Annotated in this window: 11 protein-coding genes; 3 read left to right on the top strand and 8 right to left on the bottom strand. The window is 66.7% G+C overall.

The genetic code is table 11. The features are described from left to right. Positions 1 to 6: 6 nt before the first annotated feature. A complete protein-coding gene (locus tag NJH59_RS23460) occupies positions 7 to 630 on the top strand; it encodes a lysophospholipid acyltransferase family protein (RefSeq protein WP_043860711.1) in 624 nt (207 codons plus the stop codon). A gap of 1 nt (position 631) precedes the next feature. After that, positions 632 to 1,564, top strand: coding sequence for a phosphatidate cytidylyltransferase (locus NJH59_RS23455; protein WP_043860712.1), 933 nt, complete (start codon positions 632 to 634; stop codon positions 1,562 to 1,564). 78 nt (positions 1,565 to 1,642) lie between these two features. Here the strand turns inward: NJH59_RS23455 and mmsB are convergent, their stop codons facing one another. Beyond that, entirely contained in the window at positions 1,643 to 2,530 is an 888-nt protein-coding gene (gene mmsB / locus NJH59_RS23450; RefSeq protein WP_078481798.1) for a 3-hydroxyisobutyrate dehydrogenase, read from the bottom strand. Positions 2,531 to 2,540: 10 nt separating this feature from the next. Then, entirely contained in the window at positions 2,541 to 4,067 is a 1,527-nt protein-coding gene (locus tag NJH59_RS23445; protein ID WP_043860714.1) for a CoA-acylating methylmalonate-semialdehyde dehydrogenase, read from the bottom strand. Positions 4,068 to 4,201: 134 nt separating this feature from the next. Here NJH59_RS23445 and NJH59_RS23440 point away from each other — a divergent pair, with 134 nt between their 5' ends. Beyond that, entirely contained in the window at positions 4,202 to 5,149 is a 948-nt protein-coding gene (locus tag NJH59_RS23440) for a LysR family transcriptional regulator (protein ID WP_043860715.1), read from the top strand. Here NJH59_RS23440 and NJH59_RS23435 read toward each other — a convergent pair. From NJH59_RS23435 to recC, 6 genes are all read right to left on the bottom strand, one after another. Next, the gene (locus NJH59_RS23435) at positions 5,146 to 5,637 is read right to left on the bottom strand and encodes an OmpA family protein (RefSeq protein WP_043860721.1); all 492 of its coding nucleotides are present in this window, start codon (positions 5,635 to 5,637) and stop codon (positions 5,146 to 5,148) included. The two genes, NJH59_RS23440 and NJH59_RS23435, sit on opposite strands and share 4 nt — an antisense overlap. 5 nt (positions 5,638 to 5,642) lie before the next feature. Next, on the bottom strand, positions 5,643 to 6,920 hold the full coding sequence (locus NJH59_RS23430) for a diguanylate cyclase (protein ID WP_043860716.1): 1,278 nt from the start codon (positions 6,918 to 6,920) through the stop codon (positions 5,643 to 5,645). Then, on the bottom strand, positions 6,917 to 7,492 hold the full coding sequence (locus NJH59_RS23425; protein ID WP_043860717.1) for a YfiR family protein: 576 nt from the start codon (positions 7,490 to 7,492) through the stop codon (positions 6,917 to 6,919). Before NJH59_RS23425 ends, NJH59_RS23430 begins: the two co-directional genes overlap by 4 nt. 115 nt (positions 7,493 to 7,607) lie before the next feature. After that, positions 7,608 to 9,686, bottom strand: coding sequence for an exodeoxyribonuclease V subunit alpha (gene recD / locus NJH59_RS23420; protein WP_253087376.1), 2,079 nt, complete (start codon positions 9,684 to 9,686; stop codon positions 7,608 to 7,610). Continuing rightward, positions 9,683 to 13,366 carry an exodeoxyribonuclease V subunit beta gene (recB, locus tag NJH59_RS23415; protein WP_253087375.1) on the bottom strand — a complete coding sequence of 1,228 codons (3,684 nt, stop codon included), beginning with the start codon at positions 13,364 to 13,366 and terminating at the stop codon, positions 9,683 to 9,685. The genes recD and recB overlap by 4 nt, the downstream gene beginning before the upstream one ends. Continuing rightward, positions 13,363 to 16,842 (bottom strand): exodeoxyribonuclease V subunit gamma, encoded by a 3,480-nt coding sequence (recC, locus tag NJH59_RS23410; RefSeq protein WP_253087374.1) that lies wholly within the window; start codon positions 16,840 to 16,842, stop codon positions 13,363 to 13,365. Before recC ends, recB begins: the two co-directional genes overlap by 4 nt. Between the last annotated feature and the right edge of the window lie 160 nt (positions 16,843 to 17,002).

Here is a 17,002-nt window from a genome sequence, read left to right as displayed (position 1 = left end):
CTCGTCATGCTAGCCGCCCTCACCGCCTTCGGCATCACCTCGGTGGCCCGCCTGATCACGGGCGCCCGCGCCCTGTGGCTGGGCTGTACACCGCAGCCGGTGCAACGCCTGTACTACGCCAACCACAGCAGCCACGGGGACTTCGTGCTGATCTGGGCCTCGCTGCCCCAGGAACTGCGCCGGCACACCCGCCCGGTGGCCGGGGCCGATTACTGGCAAAAACCGGGTATTCGCCAATTTCTGATCAACCGGGTGTTCAACGGCGTGCTGATCGACCGCCAGCACAGCGAGGCCCAGAGCGACCCCTTGCAGCCGATCCATGCGGCGCTGGAGCAGGGCGACTCGCTGATCTTCTTTCCCGAAGGCACGCGCAACCTGGGCGACGAGCCCTTGCTGGCGTTCAAGAGCGGGCTGTTCCATCTGGCCAGTGCCCACCCCGAGGTGGAGCTGATCCCGGTGTGGATCGCCAACCTCAACCGGGTGATGCCCAAGGGCCGTGCCCTGCCCCTGCCGCTGCTGTGCACCCTGAGCTTCGGCGAGCCGCTGCAACGCTTGCCCGATGACAGCAAGCACGCGTTTCTGGAACGGGCACGCCTTGCCCTGCTGGCCCTGGCCCCCAAGGAATCCTGAGATGGACCACAACACACTTCTGCTGTTTGCCGGTATCGGTGGCCTGCTGCTGCTCGCCAGCCTGATCGGGCGCCTGCTCAAATGGCGCGCGGGCCCGGCCCCGCACGCGGTCATCGACAACCTCAATGCGCGCATCAATGCCTGGTGGGTGATGGTGCTGGTGATCGGCCTGGCCTTCGTGTTCGGCAAGCTGGGGGTCATCCTGCTGTTCTATTGCGTGTCGTTCTATGCGCTGCGCGAGTTCCTCACCCTCACGCCCACCCGGCGTGGCGACTACCCGGCACTGGTGGCGGCGTTCTATGTGGCGCTGCCGGTGCAGTACCTGCTGATCGCGATGGACTGGTACGGGTTGTTCAGCATCTTCATCCCGGTGTACCTGTTCTTGCTGCTGCCGATCCTGGCCAGTTTCGGCGGCGATACCACGCGCTTTCTGGAGCGGGCCTCGAAGGTGCAGTGGGGGCTGATGATCGCGGTGTACTGCCTGTCGTCGGTACCGGCCCTGATGACGCTGGATATCCCCGGGTTCGAGGGGCGCAACCTGCTGTTGATCGCCTGGCTGATTCTGGTGGTACAGATTTCCGATGTACTGCAGTACGTGTGCGGCAAGCTGTTCGGCAAGCGCAAGGTAGCGCCGCGGCTGTCGCCGTCCAAGACGCTGGAGGGGTTGCTGGGCGGTGTGGCGCTGGCCACGCTGATCGGCGCGACGCTGTTCTGGATCACCCCGTTCACCTTCTGGCAGGCGGCGCTGATGGCGCTGACCGTGAACGTCATGGGCTTCTTTGGCGGGCTGGTGATGTCGGCGATCAAGCGTGACCGCGGGGTGAAGGACTGGGGGCACATGATCGAGGGGCACGGCGGCATGCTGGACCGCATGGATTCGGTATGTTTCGCGGCGCCGGTGTTCTTTCACTTTGTACGGTATTGGTGGGCTTGAGGGCCCTTTCGCCGGCAAGGCCGGCTCCTACAGGCAACAGGTTCGCCTGTAGGAGCCAGCCTTGCTGGCGAAGCTTTTCTACTCGGGCTTGCGGTAGCCCTCGATGATCGCCGAGAAGTCCTTGCCACCCTCCCCGCGCAGGCTCATCGCCTGGTACAGCTGCTGCGCCACCGCGCCCAGAATCACCGGCTGGTGCGCCTGACGCGCCGCCTCGGTGGCCAGCCCCAGGTCCTTGAGCATCAGCTCCGCACCAAAGCCACCGGTGTACCCGCGTGATGCCGGCGCCGTCTCGACGATGCCCGGCCACGGGTTGTAGGTGTCCGAACTCCAGCAACGCCCGGTGGAGCTGTTGATGATGCCGGCCAGCACCTTGGTGTCGATGCCCAGGGCATTGCCCAGGGCCATGGCCTCGGACACGCCGATCATCGAGATGCCCAGCAGCAGGTTGTTGCAGATCTTGGCGATCTGCCCGGTACCCACCTCGCCGCAGTGCACGATGTTGCGCCCCATCTGCGCCAGCACCGGCTGCAGGGTGGCGAACAGCGCCTCACTGGCGCCGACCATGAAGGTCAGGGTACCCGCCGCCGCGCCGCCGGTGCCGCCCGACACCGGTGCATCGGCCAGGTCCACACCCTGCCTGGCCGCCGCTGCATGCACCGCACGCACGGTCTGCGGGTCGATGGTGCTGCAGTCCACTACCGGGGTACCGGCGCGTACGCCGGCCAGCACGCCGTCTTCGTTGAGGTACACGCTGCGCACATGGGCAGCGGCCGGCAGCATGGTGATGACCAGCTCGCTGGCGCTGGCCGCGTCCTTGGGCGAGGCACTGATCTGCCCGCCGAGTTCGGCCAGCTCTGCCAGTACGTCCTTGTTCAGGTCGAACAGACTGAGCTGATGGCCGGCCTTGATCAGGTTGCGCGCCATCGGCGCGCCCATGTTGCCCAGCCCGATGAATGCAATACGCATGGTCGACTCCTTAACGCAGGCTGATGGTGGTGTTCACGCCATCGTTGACGCTGTCGTCGTCGAACCAGCGCGCGGTGACGGTCTTGGTCTGGGTGTAGAACTGCACCACTTGCTTGCCGTAGGGGCCCAGGTCACCCAGCTTGGAGCCGCGCGAACCGGTGAAACTGAAGAACGGTACCGGCACCGGGATCGGAATGTTGATGCCCACCTGGCCCACGTCGATCTCGCTCTGGAACTTGCGCGCCGCGGCGCCGCTCTGGGTGAACAGGCCGGTGCCGTTGCCGAACGGGTTGCGGTTGACCAGCGCGATGGCCTCGTCGAGGGTGTCGACCTCCAGCACCACAAGCACCGGGCCGAAGATTTCCTGGGTGTAGATCTGCATGTCGGTGGTCACGCCGGAGAACAGCGTGGGGCCGACGAAGTTGCCCTGCTCGTAGCCGGGCACCTGCACGTCGCGGCCATCGAGTTCGAGGGTGGCGCCTTCCTTGATGCCGCTTTCGATCAGGCCCAGCACACGCTCCTTGGCGCGCTTGGAGATCAGCGGGCCCACATCGGTGCCAGGCTCGCTGCCGGCGTTGACCTTTAGCTTGGCGGCCAGGGCCTTGAGCTCCGGCAGCCATTCGCGGGCCTTGCCCACCAGCACCGCCACCGAGGTGGCCATGCAGCGTTGGCCGGCAGCGCCGAAACCGGCACCTACCAGGGCATTGAGGGTTTGCGTGCGGTTGGCGTCGGGCAGCACCACAGCGTGGTTCTTGGCGCCCATCATCGACTGCACGCGCTTGCCGTGCTGGCCGGCCAGGTTGTACACGTGGGTGCCGACCTCGGTGGAGCCGACGAACGAGATCGCCTTGATGTCGGTATGGGTGCACAGCGCATCCACCACCTGCTTGCCGCCGTGCACCACGTTGAGCACGCCGGCCGGCACACCGGCTTCCAGCGCCAGCTCCACCAGCATCATGGTCGACAGCGGGTCCTGCTCGGACGGCTTGAGCACGAAGGTGTTGCCGCACACGATGGCCATCGGGAACATCCACAGCGGAATCATTGCCGGGAAGTTGAACGGGGTGATGCCGGCGCACACGCCGATGGGCTGGCGCAGGGTGTAGGTATCGACGCCGCCGGCCACGTTCTCGGCGAACTCGCCCATCTGCAGGGTGCCGATGGAGCACGCATGCTCGACCACTTCAAGGCCGCGGAAGATGTCGCCTTCGGCGTCGGCGATGGTCTTGCCCTGCTCGGCGCTCAGGGTCACGGCGATGCGCTTGGAGTGTTCGCGGATCAGCGCCTGCAGCTTGAGCATGATGCGCATGCGCGCGCCGATCGGGGTGTCGCGCCAGGTCTTGAACGCACGCTGGCCGGCAGCGATGGCGGCATCGACTTCTTCGGCGGTGGCAAAGGGTACGCGGGCCAGCACCTGCTGGGTGGCCGGGTTGACCACGTCGCGCCATTCGGTGGTTTTCGACTCGACCCACTGGCCGTCGATCAGCAGCTTGACGCTGTCGACCTTGGTCTGGCCGGGCGTGAGGGATGCGTTCATGAGGGGTTCTCCTGGATTTATTGTTAGGGAGAGAAACGCCGACGCGGCAGCCGCGACGGTGCTTGGGTCCTGGGCTGAATTGGAGTATAGATGTGCAAACTTCTAATAAGAACGCACATAAAAGCCGGACCAACATGCAAAAAAACATCACATCCCTGGGGTCGCTGAACTGGGACGACCTCAAGTTCTTCCTCGAAGTGGCGCGCACGCGCAAGGCCAGCAGCGCGGCCAAGCGCCTGGGCGTGGACTACACCACGGTGTCGCGGCGCATCAGTTCGCTGGAGGTGGCGCTGGGCACGTTGCTGTTCGAAAAGTCGCGCACCAGCGGCTTCGTGCTCACCGCCGAGGGGCAGCGCCTGCTCAGCTATGCCGAGGCCATCGAGAGCACCCTGCACATGGCCTGCGAGCAGGTGTCCGGCTCGGGCGTGGCGCTGTCGGGGCATGTGCGCATGGGCTGCACCGAAGGCTTTGGCAGCTTCTTCATCACCCCGCAGTTGAGCCACTTTGTCGATGCCTACCCGGCGATCTCGGTGGATATCCTGCCGCTGCCGCACTTCATCAGCCTGTCCAAACGCGAGGCCGACATCGTGATCGCGCTGGAGCGCCCGGAACACGGACCCTATGTGTGCTGCAAGCTGTGCGACTACCGCCTGCGCCTGTACGCCACCCGCGACTACCTGGACAACCACGAGCCGATCCTGCGCAGCAGCGACCTGGCCCGGCACCCGTTCATCAGCTACGTGGACGACCTGGCATTCAGCTCCGAGCTGCTGTACCTGGCCAACCTGCTGCCCACCGCCACCGCACACCTGCGCAGCACCAGCGTGATCGCCCAGTACGTGGCGGCCCAGCAGGGTCGCGGGCTGGCCATCCTGCCGTGTTTTCTGGCCGCACAGGACCCGCGGCTGGTGCCGGTGCTGCCGGGGGAAGTGGAGATTACCCGGCAGTTCTGGATGTACTGCCGGGAAGACTTGCGCAAGCTCAAGCGCATCACGCTGCTGTGGGACTACATCCGCGACGTGACCGAGCGCAACGCGCCCCTGCTGATGGGCGAGTCGCACACGATGAGTTTTGCCGACTAGTCGGAGGCGACCACGATCGCCACGCGGCGGTTTTCGGTGCGCCCGGCGGCGGTGTCGTTGCTGGCCACCGGCTCGCGGCTGCCAAGGCCACGGGTCTCGACGTTCTCGGGGCGCATGCCCACGCCCACCAGCACCCTGGCCACGCTGGCCGCCCTGCGCGCCGACAGCTGTTCGTTGTAGCTGGCCTTGCCGGACGAATCGGTATGGCCATCCACCCGCACCCGCTCGATGTGCACCGACAGCAGCGCCTTGCCGATACGCTCGACGATCTCGCGGCTCTGGGTGTTGAGTGCATCCAGGTCGCTGCCGAACAGCACCTTGCCGGACAGGCCGAAGGTCCAGCCCTCGTCGGTGGGGGTGAACCCCTCCTGTTTGAGCACGGCTATCTGCTCGGGGGTCAGGCCCTTGGGCGGCGGGGTCTGGCAGCCGCCGAGGGCGAAAAAGGCCAGGGCCAGACAGGCCAGGTGCAAGCGAAGGTATCGAGTCAGGTGAATCACGGTTCAGCTCCTGTTTTTGCGCTGGACGCAGAGAACTCCGCCTCTGCCGACTGGGGCCCGTCACGGGTGTGACGCTTGGCCTGGTACATCGCCGCATCGGCGGCATTGAGCAACTCGGCCGGGGTACGGCCGTCATCGGGAAACACTGCGATACCTACGCTCAACGAGGTAACGACGCACTGGCCGTCCGGCAGGCGGATAGGCAGGCTCATGCTGGCGGCTATCTTGTCGGCGATACGCTGGGCGTCCTCGAAGCGATGCAGAGGGGTAAGCAGCACCGCAAATTCGTCCCCCCCCAGACGCGCCACCAGGTCGTGCTCGCGCAGCTGCGCACGCACCCGGCTGGCCACGGCGACCAGCACCTCGTCGCCTGCGGCATGGCCGTAGCTGTCGTTGATTTCCTTGAAGCGGTCGCTGTCCAGAAACAGCAGCGCCAGCCCGTCGCCATGCTTGATCGCGTTGCGCAGGCTGCGGCTCAGGCGGCCCTCGAAGAACGCCCGGTTGGGCAGGCCGGTCAGGCTGTCGTGGCTGGCCTGGTGGGCCAGGGTCTCGTTCTCGCTCTGCAGGTGGTTTTGCCAGGCTTCCATTTCGTCGAGCAGGGCATTGAAGTCGTTGCCCAGCTCGTTGAGTTCGGCGATCTGGGTGGAGGGCACGCGCCGGTCGAAGCTGCGTTCGCGCCGCGCCGCATGGGCCACGCTGGCCAGCCCGCGCAGGGGCCCCACGATATCGGCGAACAGCCGGCGCGACAGGTACAGCGCACTTACCGCGCTGAGCGCCGTGCACAGCAGGATGCCCGCCAGGCCACTGAGCAGAAAGCGCATCAGGCTGCCGCCCTGGCCAACCAGCTCGATGCGCCCCACCTGCTGGCCCTGGTGCACCACCGGCAGCCGGATCGGCTCTTCGAGCAGGGTCCGGGCGATCTTGAGCTCCAGCTGGTCGAGCATGCCGCCTTCACTGCGCTCCCAACTGGCCAGCAACTGGTCCGCATCGTCGAAGACCTTGACGTTGGCCACTTCCTCGGCCGCAGCAATCAGCGCCAGGGCTTCGTTGGCGGCGCTGCTGTCGTTGAACACCACCGCGGCCTCGACGGTGTAGTTGATCGAACGGGCAATCAGGTGAAGGTTGTGGTTGGCATAGACGCGCAATGCCAGCACCCCCAGCACGGTCAGCGAGATGCCGGCCAGCCCGATGGCCAGCAACGCAACGCCCAGGTGCCCGCGGCTGAGCACCGCGCGCAACGTGGTCCGTTCGCGTGTCTTGAGCCAGCCGATCATGGCTGCAGCGCTCGGCGCCGCGACAATTGCAGCACGCTGGGATGGATGCGCACGCCGCTGCGCGCCACCGAGTCGAGGTTCACGTCAAAGGCCACCTGGGTGTCCTTGACCCGCAGGCAGAACAGGCTGCCGACCGTACAGGGGTCATCCGCTTCGCTGATGCTCAGCACCGGCTTGCCGTTGATCGCGCTGATGAGCTGGCTGCGCGCCTCGCCACTGAGCTTGCCGATGTACACCGCGTCGCACTGGGTGAGGATACGCGGATCCCCCGCCAGCAGGCGACGTACGGTCAGCGGCCGGCCGGTGGCCTGGGTGGTCCCCTTGACCAGGTCGTCGGCATATTCGGTAGGGCCGATCAGGCACAGGCGCAGTTGTTCGGGTTCCACCGGCCAGCGCGCGTAACTGAGGATACCCAGTACCACCTGGGTCACTGCCTTGGCCCGCTGCTCGGCCAGTGTGGCGGCCGCGGCGCCCTGGGCCATGCCGTGCAGCGGAAGTACCAGCACCAACGCCGCCAGCAGCATGAGCCTCCAGCGTTTTACACGTCCCGGTGTAAGGGCGGCGACCTTCATATAGGAAATCTCTTAAGACCATGCCTTGCGTGGGGGCAAGATAGCATAACGCCTGCTTTTCCCGCGAGGTCGCCTCCAAGGGCGGATCAGCCGAATCGTCGGCTGCGCCGGCGCCTTACACCTGTTCCAGCATCAGCCCGGAAATACGCTTGACCTTGCGCCGCACCGCCTCCTCGAAAATGCCCTGGCGCGGCTCTATCAGGCTGAAGCAGTCCTTGGCGCGGGTGATGCCGGTGTAGATCAGTTCCTTGGTCAACACCGGGTTCAAGGCGTCGGGAAGCACCAGAACCGTGTGGGAGAACTCCGAGCCCTGGGACTTGTGCACCGTCATGGCGTACACGGTTTCAACCTCACTTAACCGGCTGGGCAGGACGAATCTGACGCCGCCCTGGCCATCGTTCCGAGGAAACGCCACCCGCAGCAACGGTGTGGAGGCCTGGGCGTCCGGCAGGCGCAAGGCAATGCCGATATCGCCGTTCATCAGGCCCAGACCATAGTCGTTGCGCGTCATCAGCACCGGGCGACCTTCGTACCAGGGCTGTTCGCCATCGATCAGACCGGCCGCCGTCAGCACCTTGCCGACCCGCTGGTTCAGGCCCTCGACGCCCCAGGGGCCCTTGCGCACCGCGCACAGCAGCTGGAAGCGCTCGAAGGCGCGCAGCACCTTCAGTGCCCACGCTTCCCAGCGTGGATCGTCAGCGGCGGTATCCGGCGCCGGGCGGGTCTGGCGAATCAGGTGCAGGTACTCACGATAGCCCTGCGGGCTGTCGCCACCGCGGCCCAGCCCCTGCAGCAGCAGGGTGTCGAGCTTGCGGTCGTGCTCGCCACTCAGGCGCAGGCTGTGCACGTCGGCAAGACCTTGCTCGAGCAGCGCACGGGCCTGCTCCGGCTGCTGGCCGTTGACCTGGCGCGCCAGCTGGCCGATACCGCTGCCCTCACCAAAGCGGCGCGAATGGCGCAACATCACCACTTGCTGAGGCAAGGGGTCGCGCTGGGCATCGCCCTCGACCAGGCCGCTGCCGGCCAGCGACTCGCCACTGACCTGCTCCAGCCAGCTGCGGGTGGCAGCGCTGTAGCGCCCGGCCTCGGCATCGCGGCACAGGTCGCCCAGCACTGCGCCGGCCTCGACCGACGCCAGCTGGTCCTTGTCCCCGAGCAGAATCAGGCGCGCATGCCCCGGCATCGCCGCCAGCAGGTTGGCCATCATTTCCAGGTCGATCATCGAGGCCTCGTCGACCACCAGCACGTCCAGTGGCAACGGGTTGCCGGCATGGTGACGAAAATGTCGCGAGCCGGGGCGATTGCCCAGTAGGCGGTGCACGGTGGAGACATCGCTGGGGATGTTGCTGCGCACGGCGTCACTGACGGCCAGCCGCTCCACCTGCTGGCCGATGGATTCGGTGAGACGCGCCGCTGCCTTGCCGGTCGGTGCGGCCAGGCGGATACGCAACGGGCGCCCGACCTCCACGGCCGGGGCCTGCAACAGGGCCAGCAGACGCACCACGGTGGTGGTCTTGCCGGTGCCGGGGCCGCCGGTGATGATGCTGAAGGCACTGCGGGTGGCCAGCGCGCAGGCGAGCTTCTGCCAGTCGACCTGACCGGCCAGCGCCGAGCCTTCGAACAGCGCATCCAGGCGGGCGCGCAAATCGGCGGGCGTGGGTTCGGCCTGTTCCAGGCGTTCGCGCAGGGCACTGTCGATGCGCCGTTCATAGGCCCAGTAGCGGCGCAGGTACAGGCGCTGCCCACTCAACACCAGCGGGCGCGAGGCCTGCGCTTCACTGCTGCCCAGGGCAACCAGCGCGCTGCCTTGCAGGCGCTGGCACCAGGTGGCCAGATCGAGGCGCTCCAGCAGTTGCGAAGGCAGCAGCAAGGGGCCGGCCAGGGCATCGCCCTCGGGTGGCAACGACAGGGCAAAGTCAGGCTCGGCCAGGGTTTCGGCCAGGTCCAGACACACGTGCCCGTGCCCCAACTGGTGGCTGGCCAGTGCGGCGGCCAGCAGCACCAGCGGGTCGGCCTGCGGGTCGCGTTCGCCGAGGAAAGCCACGAAGGCGCGGTCCAGTGCTCGCAGCCAGCCGCGCTCGACCCATCGATCAAGCAGCGCCAGCAGGTCGGCGCCCACCGTCAACGGCGCCAGGGCCGCCAGATGCCCGGCATCCAGAGGGGTGGGCAACAGGTCGTCGAACGTGCGGCTCATGCGCTGTCTCCGGAAAACAGATCAGGTTGCTGCGGTGCGCTTGCGCCGCTGAACAGGGCATCGAGCCGCTCGATCAGCACGCGCGGCGGCTTGATGAAGTACAAGCCCTGGCTGGCCGCGTGCACCCCACGCAGGAACAGGAACACCGCGCCGCCCACATGCCGGTCGTAGTCGTAGTCGGGCAGGCGGGCACGCAGCTGACGGTGCAGGGCCAGCAGGTACAGCACGTACTGCAGGTCGTAGCGATGCTCGAGGATCGCGCCCTCCATCGCCAGCTCGCTGTAGGCCTGGTCGTCGGTGCCCAGCCAGTTGGATTTGTAGTCGGCCACGTAGTAGCGCCCGTCGTGCTCGAATGCCAGGTCGATGAAGCCCTTGAACATGCCATTGAGCAGCGCCGACTGCGCGGCCGGTCGGGCTGCGCCGTCGTGGGTGTGGGTGCATACCAGGCGGTCGAGGGCCAGCACGTCGACCTGATGGCTGGCGAACCAGAACTCCATCTCGATCTGGTACTGGCTCAACTGGCCCAGGGCAACCGGCGCACTGTCCGGTGCCAGGTGCAGCGGTGCGTTCAGCAGGTGTTCGAGCCAGTTGCCGAGGGTGTTGATCCAGCCGGTCCAGTCGCGCCGGTTGCAGCGCTGGGCCACGGTCTTGTGCAGTTGCTCGGGCGCCGCGACCACCTGGCCGAAGCCTTCGTGACCGGCCCATTCGAGCAGCCCGTGGAGGAAGGTGCCGGGGTTGGGGCCACGCGGGAAGCGGTGGATGTCGCCGCCCGTCGCCACGACTTCGCGCAGGGCCTGCGGATCGGCCGGTTCATCATCGAGCAGTTGCTGGGCCTGGGAGCTGTCGGCGGTGAGCAGCTCCTCGCCGATGCGCAGTGCACTGTAGGAGGCGATCCACCAGTTCTCTGCGGCGCGGCGGCGCGGCTGGCGGGCCGGAAGCAGCTCGGCGGTGTTGCGCGGGGCCTGGTAGCGCTGGGTGTCGGCAATCGGCAATACCTGGCTGTGGATGGTCGCGCAACCTTCCTGCAATGCCTGCAGCCAGCCCTCAAGGGCGGTGGAAGCCGGCAGTACAGCGCCGCCGCCCAGCAGGTAGCCGAGCGCGCAGCGGTGCAGCAGCGACTCCTTGCCGGTGCCGCGCTTGAGGTCCGCCACCCCCAGCCAGCACGCGTGCTGGGCACGGGTCAGGGCCACGTAGAGCAGACGCAGGTCTTCGGCCAGGCGCTCGTCATCGGCCAGGGCGATCTGCTCGGCATCAGGGGTCAGGGTCAGCTGGGCATTGCCCTGGGCGTCGTGCCAGCCCAGGGGCAGGCGCTTTCCGTCCACCGGCTTGGCGGTGCTGATGAAGGGCAGGAACACCAGCGGGTATTCCAGCCCCTTGGATTTGTGGATGGTCACCACCTTGACCAGTTGCTCGTCGCTTTCCAGGCGCAGGATCTGTTCTTCACCGGCCTGGCCGGAGCTGGCCAGGTGTTCGCTCAGGTGGCGGATCAGCGCCTGCTCGCCGTCCAGCTCGGTGGCCGCCTGCTGCAGCAGCTCGGCCAGGTGCAGCAGGTTGGTCAGCACCCGTTCGCCATCGCTGCGGCGCATCAGTACCTGGGGCAGGTCGAAGTCGTGCAGCAGGTGACGCAGCATCGGCAGCACGCCCTGGGTGCGCCAGAGGTGGCGATAGTCGCGGAACTTCATGACCCAGTGTTCCCACACCCGCTCGTCCTGGTTGAGCTGGGCCAGCCGGGTCAGCGGCAGGTCGAGGGTGACGCTGGCCAGCGCCGCCTTGAGCAGGCGCTCGCTGTCGGGTTCGGCGCAGGCCTTGAGCCACGCCAGCAGGTCGTGTGCCTCCTGGGCGGCGAACACCGAGTCCTTGTCCGACAGGTAGACGCTGCGTACGTCGCGGGCGGCCAGTTCGGCGCGGATCAGCTGGGCCTCGCGACCGTCGCGAACCAGGATCGCAATGTCCGATGGCAAACAGCCACGCAACGCCTGGCCTGGCTGGACAAAACCGCAGGTGCCCAGTTGGCCGCCGTTGAGCAGGCTGACGATCTGGGTGGCGCAGCTGGCGGCTACCTGTTGGCGATAGACCGCGCCGGACAGCGGCTCGTCGCTTGCCAGGTGCCATAGGTTGAGCGCTGCCAGGGGCTGCCCGTCGACCTGCAGGTGCTCCTTGCGCCCCTGCGCCCTGACCGCCACGAAGGGGACGGGGTTGTCGTCGCCGTCGCGGAACAGGAACGCCCCGCGACCGGCCTCGCGCTGTTCGGCGCGCATGAATACATGGTTGACCGCATCGACCATCGGCTGGCTTGAGCGGTAGTTGGTGTCCAGGCTGTGCAGCCGGCCGTGGGTGGCGCGTCGGGCGCCCAGGTAGGTGAAGATGTCGGCGCCGCGGAAGGCATAGATGGCCTGCTTGGGGTCGCCGATCATGAACAGCCCGGTTTCGCGCACGTCCTCCTCGATGCGATAGATACGCTGGAAGATGCGGTACTGCACCGGGTCGGTGTCCTGGAATTCATCGATCAGGGCCACCGGGAACTGTTCGCGGATCAGCCCGGCCAGGCGCTCGCCGGCCGTCCCGCCCAAGGCCGAGTCGAGACGCAGCAGCATGTCGTCGAAGCCCATTTCGGCGCGGCGGCGCTTTTCCTGCTCGAAGCGTTTCGACACCCAGTTGGCGGCGTGTTCGAGCAGGCGGGCGTCCGGGGTCGGCAACGCCTGCAGCTCCAGGCGCAGGCCGGGCATGGCATCCAGCGCCGGGTGGCTGGGCGGCTCGCCCTTCCAGGCTTCGGCCATGCCTTGCGGGGTGAAGCGGGTGAACCCGGTGCCAATATCCAGCTCCACCGCCTGCTCGTCCTGGGCCCAGGCCGCGATCTTCTCGCACCAGGGTTCGAAATAGCGCGGCTGCATCTTGCGCCCGTCCACCTGCTTGGCGGCATGTGCGGCATGGCACAGTTGCAGCAGTTCCTGGGCCCACTGTGCCCAGGGCGCCTTGAGCTGGCGCAGCCGTTCGGCACGTTGTTGCACCACCGCTTCGATCAGCGCCTGTGGGTCGGCGCTGTCTTCCTCGCTCCGCGTGCGGCCGAACAGCGCGCGCACCCTGGGCAGCAATGCCTCGGGGCTGCTCCAGTGGCTGCGCACCCAGGCCAGGGCCTCGCCGTGCATGGGGTAGCAGAAGCGCCGCCAGTAGTCGCGCATGACCTGGCCGAGCAGCTCGCTGTGGTCGGTCTCCAGGGTCTGGGTGAACAGGCTGCCGCTGTCGAACGCGTGCTCGCGCAGCATCCGCTGGCACCAGCTGTGGATGGTCGAGACGGCGGCTTCGTCCATCCACTGCGCGGCAACGTCCAGGCGGTTGGCGCAGGCGGGCCAAGTGTCCGGGGCGTAGTGCTCGCGCAGTTGCACCAGCAAGGGGTCGGCTTCGGGCAGTTCGCCACGGAAGAAGCGCGCCGCTTCGGCCAGGCGGGTGCGAATGCGCTCACGCAGCTCTTTGGTGGCCGCATCGGTGAAGGTCACCACCAGGATCTGTGGCGGCAGCAGCTCGCGCCCGAAGCCCTGCTCGCCGCCATGGCCGAGCACCAGGCGCAGGTACAAGGCAGAGATGGTGAAGGTCTTGCCGGTACCGGCACTGGCTTCGATCAGTTGGCTGCCGTGCAGCGGGAAGGTCAGTGCCAGCGGCGGCTGGTGTGCGTGGGCAGTCATGGATGCACCTCTTCACTGCCCAGGCGTTGCCAGGCGGCTTCGAACATCGGCCGGTACAGTGCCTCGCACCAGCCCTCGAATTCTTCACTCGCGGTCAGCGCCGCGAAATCACTGAACTGCCGGGCCAGTGCGGTGCTTTCGCTGCGCTCGCCGCGGGTGTTCTGGCCGTCGCCGTCGTAGGCCTTGGCTGCGGCCGTCAGGGCTTTTTCAGGGTCACTCTGGCCGAGCCAGGTGAAGGCGGTCTTGATCGCCACCGGCAGCGGCGCATTCATGCCGGCCTGCCGGGCCACCAGCAGGTCGCCAAGCAGTTCCGCGGCACGCGGTTGCTCCAGCGGGTCGAGCAACAGGGTCACGTCGGTGGCGACCACTGCGCTGCTCAACCGGTGCCCCACGGCACACGCTGCCAGGTGCATGACCCAGGTCGCCACCAGTCGGTGCCACTTGAGTGATTTGCCGCTGCTGATGCCGTTGGGCAAGGTGGTGATGCTCAGCAGCGCCTGGTCGTCACGCTGGTACACCCGCCCCAGCCAGCCTTCGAGCCGCAGCTGGCGATACTCGAAGCTGATCGGCAGCGCACTGTCGATCAGGGTTGGCCATTGGCCGAGCAGTTGAGCGTGTCGCAACAGCAGGTCGGGCAATGGCTCGATCAATTCGGCCTGCAGGCATTCACCGAAGCCGGCCAGCGGCAGCATGCCGCTGCGTTGCAGGCGACGGGCCTGGGCCTGCAGGGCGTCGGTGCTGTTGGTGGGGTCGGCCAGGGCTGCGCCCAGCAAGCTTTCGCTCAGGCTGTAGCGCTGCAGGGCGTCGAGCACGAAGGGCTCTTCGTCGGCCAGGGGGGCTTCGGCGGCTTCGAAGAACACCTTCAGGCGCTGGCTGAAGAAGTGCCGAACGGGGTGGCGCATGAAGTCCTGGAGCAAGGTCAGGCTCAGGGGCTCTTCGGGCACGAAAGGCTCCAGTTGGTCGGCCTCGGTCGGCAGCTGCGTTGGCGGCAGGTGCAGGGCGCGCCATTCGCTGGCATAGCTGAACAGGTTGCTGTGCTTGTGGAAGTAGCGGGCGCTGAACGGTTGAAGGGGGTGTTCCTGCGTCAAGGCGTGCAACAGTTGCAGACCGCCCTCCACAGGGTCGTCGGCCTTGGCCTTGGGGCTGCGCCAGCCGGCGGCGAGGTGATCGCGCAACTGGCCGATGAGCACCGACGCCGGCCGCTCGCTGTTGTCGCGAATGCTGCGGCCCACCCAGCTGACGTACAACTGCTCACGCGCCGAAAGCAACGCTTCGAGCAGCAGGTAACGGTCGTCCTCGCGCCGAGAGCGGTCGCCGGGGCGGTAGTCGCTGCCCATCAGGTCGAAGTCCAGCGGCGGCTGCGCACGCGGGTAGTCACCATCGTTCATGCCCAGCAGGCACACCACCTTGAAGGGGATGGCACGCATGGGCATCAGGGTGCAGAAGTTCACCGAGCCGGCCAGAAAGCGCTGGGACAAGCGCCCCTGGTCCAGGCCGGCGAGCCAGGCTTCGCGCACCACCGTCAACGGCAAGGCGTCCTCGAGCCCGACCGACTCGCAGGTTTGCAGCCAGGTTTCGCACAGGCCCTGCAGTTGCACCAGCAGGTAGTCATCGTGTTCGGTTTCGGCCAGGAAGAACACCTGCAGCAGGGCATGCAGGCGCGTGCCCCATTGCGCCGCCGGTGCCGGCTGCGAGAGCTCGGCATGGGCCACCTCGAGCGCATCGAGCAGGGCCACCAGCGGGCCGATCAGGGCAGCATCGAGGCCGCCGATTTCATCATAGGGTTCGATGTCGTCGCAGCTGTCGCCCGTGCCCACCGCATAGCCCAGCAGCATGCGGCGCAGGCCGAATCGCCAGCTGTTCTGCTCGAGGTCATCGGGCAGGCCCAGGCCGGCACGCTGCTGTGCATTGAGGCCCCAGCGCACGCCGGCCCCTTCGATCCAGCGGTGCAGCGTGGGCAGGTCGCTTTCCTTGATCGCGAAGCGGGCACGCAGGGCGGGAACATCCAGCAGATCGAGAATCTCGCTCACCGGGAAGCGGCTGTCCGGCAACTTGAGCAGGTGCTCCAGGGCAATCAGCAGCGGGTCACGGCCGCGCTGGCCCTGGTCGGTCAGGGTGAAGGGAATGTAGCGCGGGTCGTTGCGCCCAAGCTGGCCGAACACGGCGCGGATGTGGGGCGCATAGGTGTTGATGTCCGGCAGCATCACGATCACGTCGCGCGGGCGCAGACCGGGGTCGGCGCTGAAGCGGGCGAGCAACTGGTCGTGCAGGATCTCGACCTCGCGCTGCGCGCTGTGGGCCACATGAAAACGCACCGAGCGGTCCTTGGCCGGGTCGACGGCGGGCCACAAGGCGCGGGTCTCGACCAATGGGCGCAGTTCGAGAATGTCGTCCTGCAACTGGTTGAGCAGAGTGGCCTGCCCGTTTTCGGTGAACAGGTCGATGCGCCCGTCACTGAACACATTGCGATAGTTGCCCGGGTCATCGTAGCTGTCGAGCAGGTTGATGTAGTCCCGGCCCTGCTTGCCCCAGGCCGCAAGCAGCGGATGGGCATGCTGGTGCAGGGTGTCGGCGTCGATCAGGCTGGGCATGCCTTGCTTGCGCTGCTGGCGCTTGTACTGATGGCGCAGCAGGTCCTTGTCGGCGACGATATCGGCCCAGTGGTGACGGCAGGGGTTGTGCACGCATAGCAGCACCTGGCTGAAACGTGCCAGGCCTGCCAGCGCTTCAAGGGCCTGGGCCGGCAACGAAGAAATGCCGAACACGATGACCCGCGATGGCAGGCCCTTGGGGGCTTGTTCCAGTGCATTGATGCGCTCGACGAAACGCTGGTGCACGCCGGCACGGCTCTGGGCCATGCCTTCCTCCCCCACATCCAGCAGCAAGGCACGCCACAGCTCTGCCTGCCAGCAGTTGGCGGGGGCCAGCGCACGGGAGTCGCCACGAGCGTTGCTCAGCACGTGACGTCCGGCTGCCCAGTCCTTCAGCCAATCGGCACGGTACACCTGGTATTGGTCGAACAGGTCGGCAAGGCGCTCGGCCAGCTGGTAGCGCTTGCGCAGGTCGCTGTCATCGGTAAGAAAGCGCTGCAACGGCTCGAAATGCGGCTGGTTGATCACTTCCGGCAGCAGGCGCATCAGGCGCCAGGTCAAGGGCGCCTTGTCGAGCGGGGAGGTTTCAGGAATCTCTTCGCGGCCAAGTACCCGGCGGTACAGCTGCCACATGAAGCTACCAGGCAATTGCACATCGATGGCGGCCGCGATGCCGCAACCGCCCTGGTCATCGTCCTGCGGGTCTTCGGCCAGGGCTAGCTTGAGCCACTGGGCGATACCGTTGCTCTGCACCAGCACCATCTCGTTTTCCAGGGGTGCCAGCGGATAACGCCGCATCAGGCTCACCACCAGGCCACGCAGTTCATCCAGGTGGTTGCCGTGAACGACCATGAATCCCGGTTGAAGCGTGCTTGCATGCGGCATGGGGCATCCCTTGGGCTGTGCGGATTTTGGGGGGAACCTTATCACGGTCTGCGTACAGACCGAGGGCCTGCAGCTTTTCGGCCCACAAAGACAAAACCCCTACCTGCAGATGCAGATAGGGGTTTCGGAATTTAATCTTGACGATGACCTACTCTCACAT

The organism is Pseudomonas sp. VE 267-6A (genome assembly GCF_024126555.1).
Lineage (GTDB): Bacteria > Pseudomonadota > Gammaproteobacteria > Pseudomonadales > Pseudomonadaceae > Aquipseudomonas > Aquipseudomonas palmensis.
This window is presented reverse-complemented; position numbering and strand designations above follow the sequence as displayed.

Bases quoted from the DNA above. Each gene is read 5' to 3' on its own strand.
- recB (WP_253087375.1), bottom strand. From the start codon at position 13,366: ATGACTGCCCACGCACACCAGCCGCCGCTGGCACTGACCTTCCCGCTG.
- NJH59_RS23455 (WP_043860712.1), top strand. From the start codon at position 632: ATGGACCACAACACACTTCTGCTGTTTGCCGGTATCGGTGGCCTGCTG.
- mmsB (WP_078481798.1), bottom strand. From the start codon at position 2,530: ATGCGTATTGCATTCATCGGGCTGGGCAACATGGGCGCGCCGATGGCG.
- NJH59_RS23440 (WP_043860715.1), top strand. From the start codon at position 4,202: ATGCAAAAAAACATCACATCCCTGGGGTCGCTGAACTGGGACGACCTC.
- recC (WP_253087374.1), bottom strand. From the start codon at position 16,842: ATGCCGCATGCAAGCACGCTTCAACCGGGATTCATGGTCGTTCACGGC.
- NJH59_RS23430 (WP_043860716.1), bottom strand. From the start codon at position 6,920: ATGATCGGCTGGCTCAAGACACGCGAACGGACCACGTTGCGCGCGGTG.
- recD (WP_253087376.1), bottom strand. From the start codon at position 9,686: ATGAGCCGCACGTTCGACGACCTGTTGCCCACCCCTCTGGATGCCGGG.
- NJH59_RS23425 (WP_043860717.1), bottom strand. From the start codon at position 7,492: ATGAAGGTCGCCGCCCTTACACCGGGACGTGTAAAACGCTGGAGGCTC.
- NJH59_RS23445 (WP_043860714.1), bottom strand. From the start codon at position 4,067: ATGAACGCATCCCTCACGCCCGGCCAGACCAAGGTCGACAGCGTCAAG.
- NJH59_RS23460 (WP_043860711.1), top strand. From the start codon at position 7: ATGCTAGCCGCCCTCACCGCCTTCGGCATCACCTCGGTGGCCCGCCTG.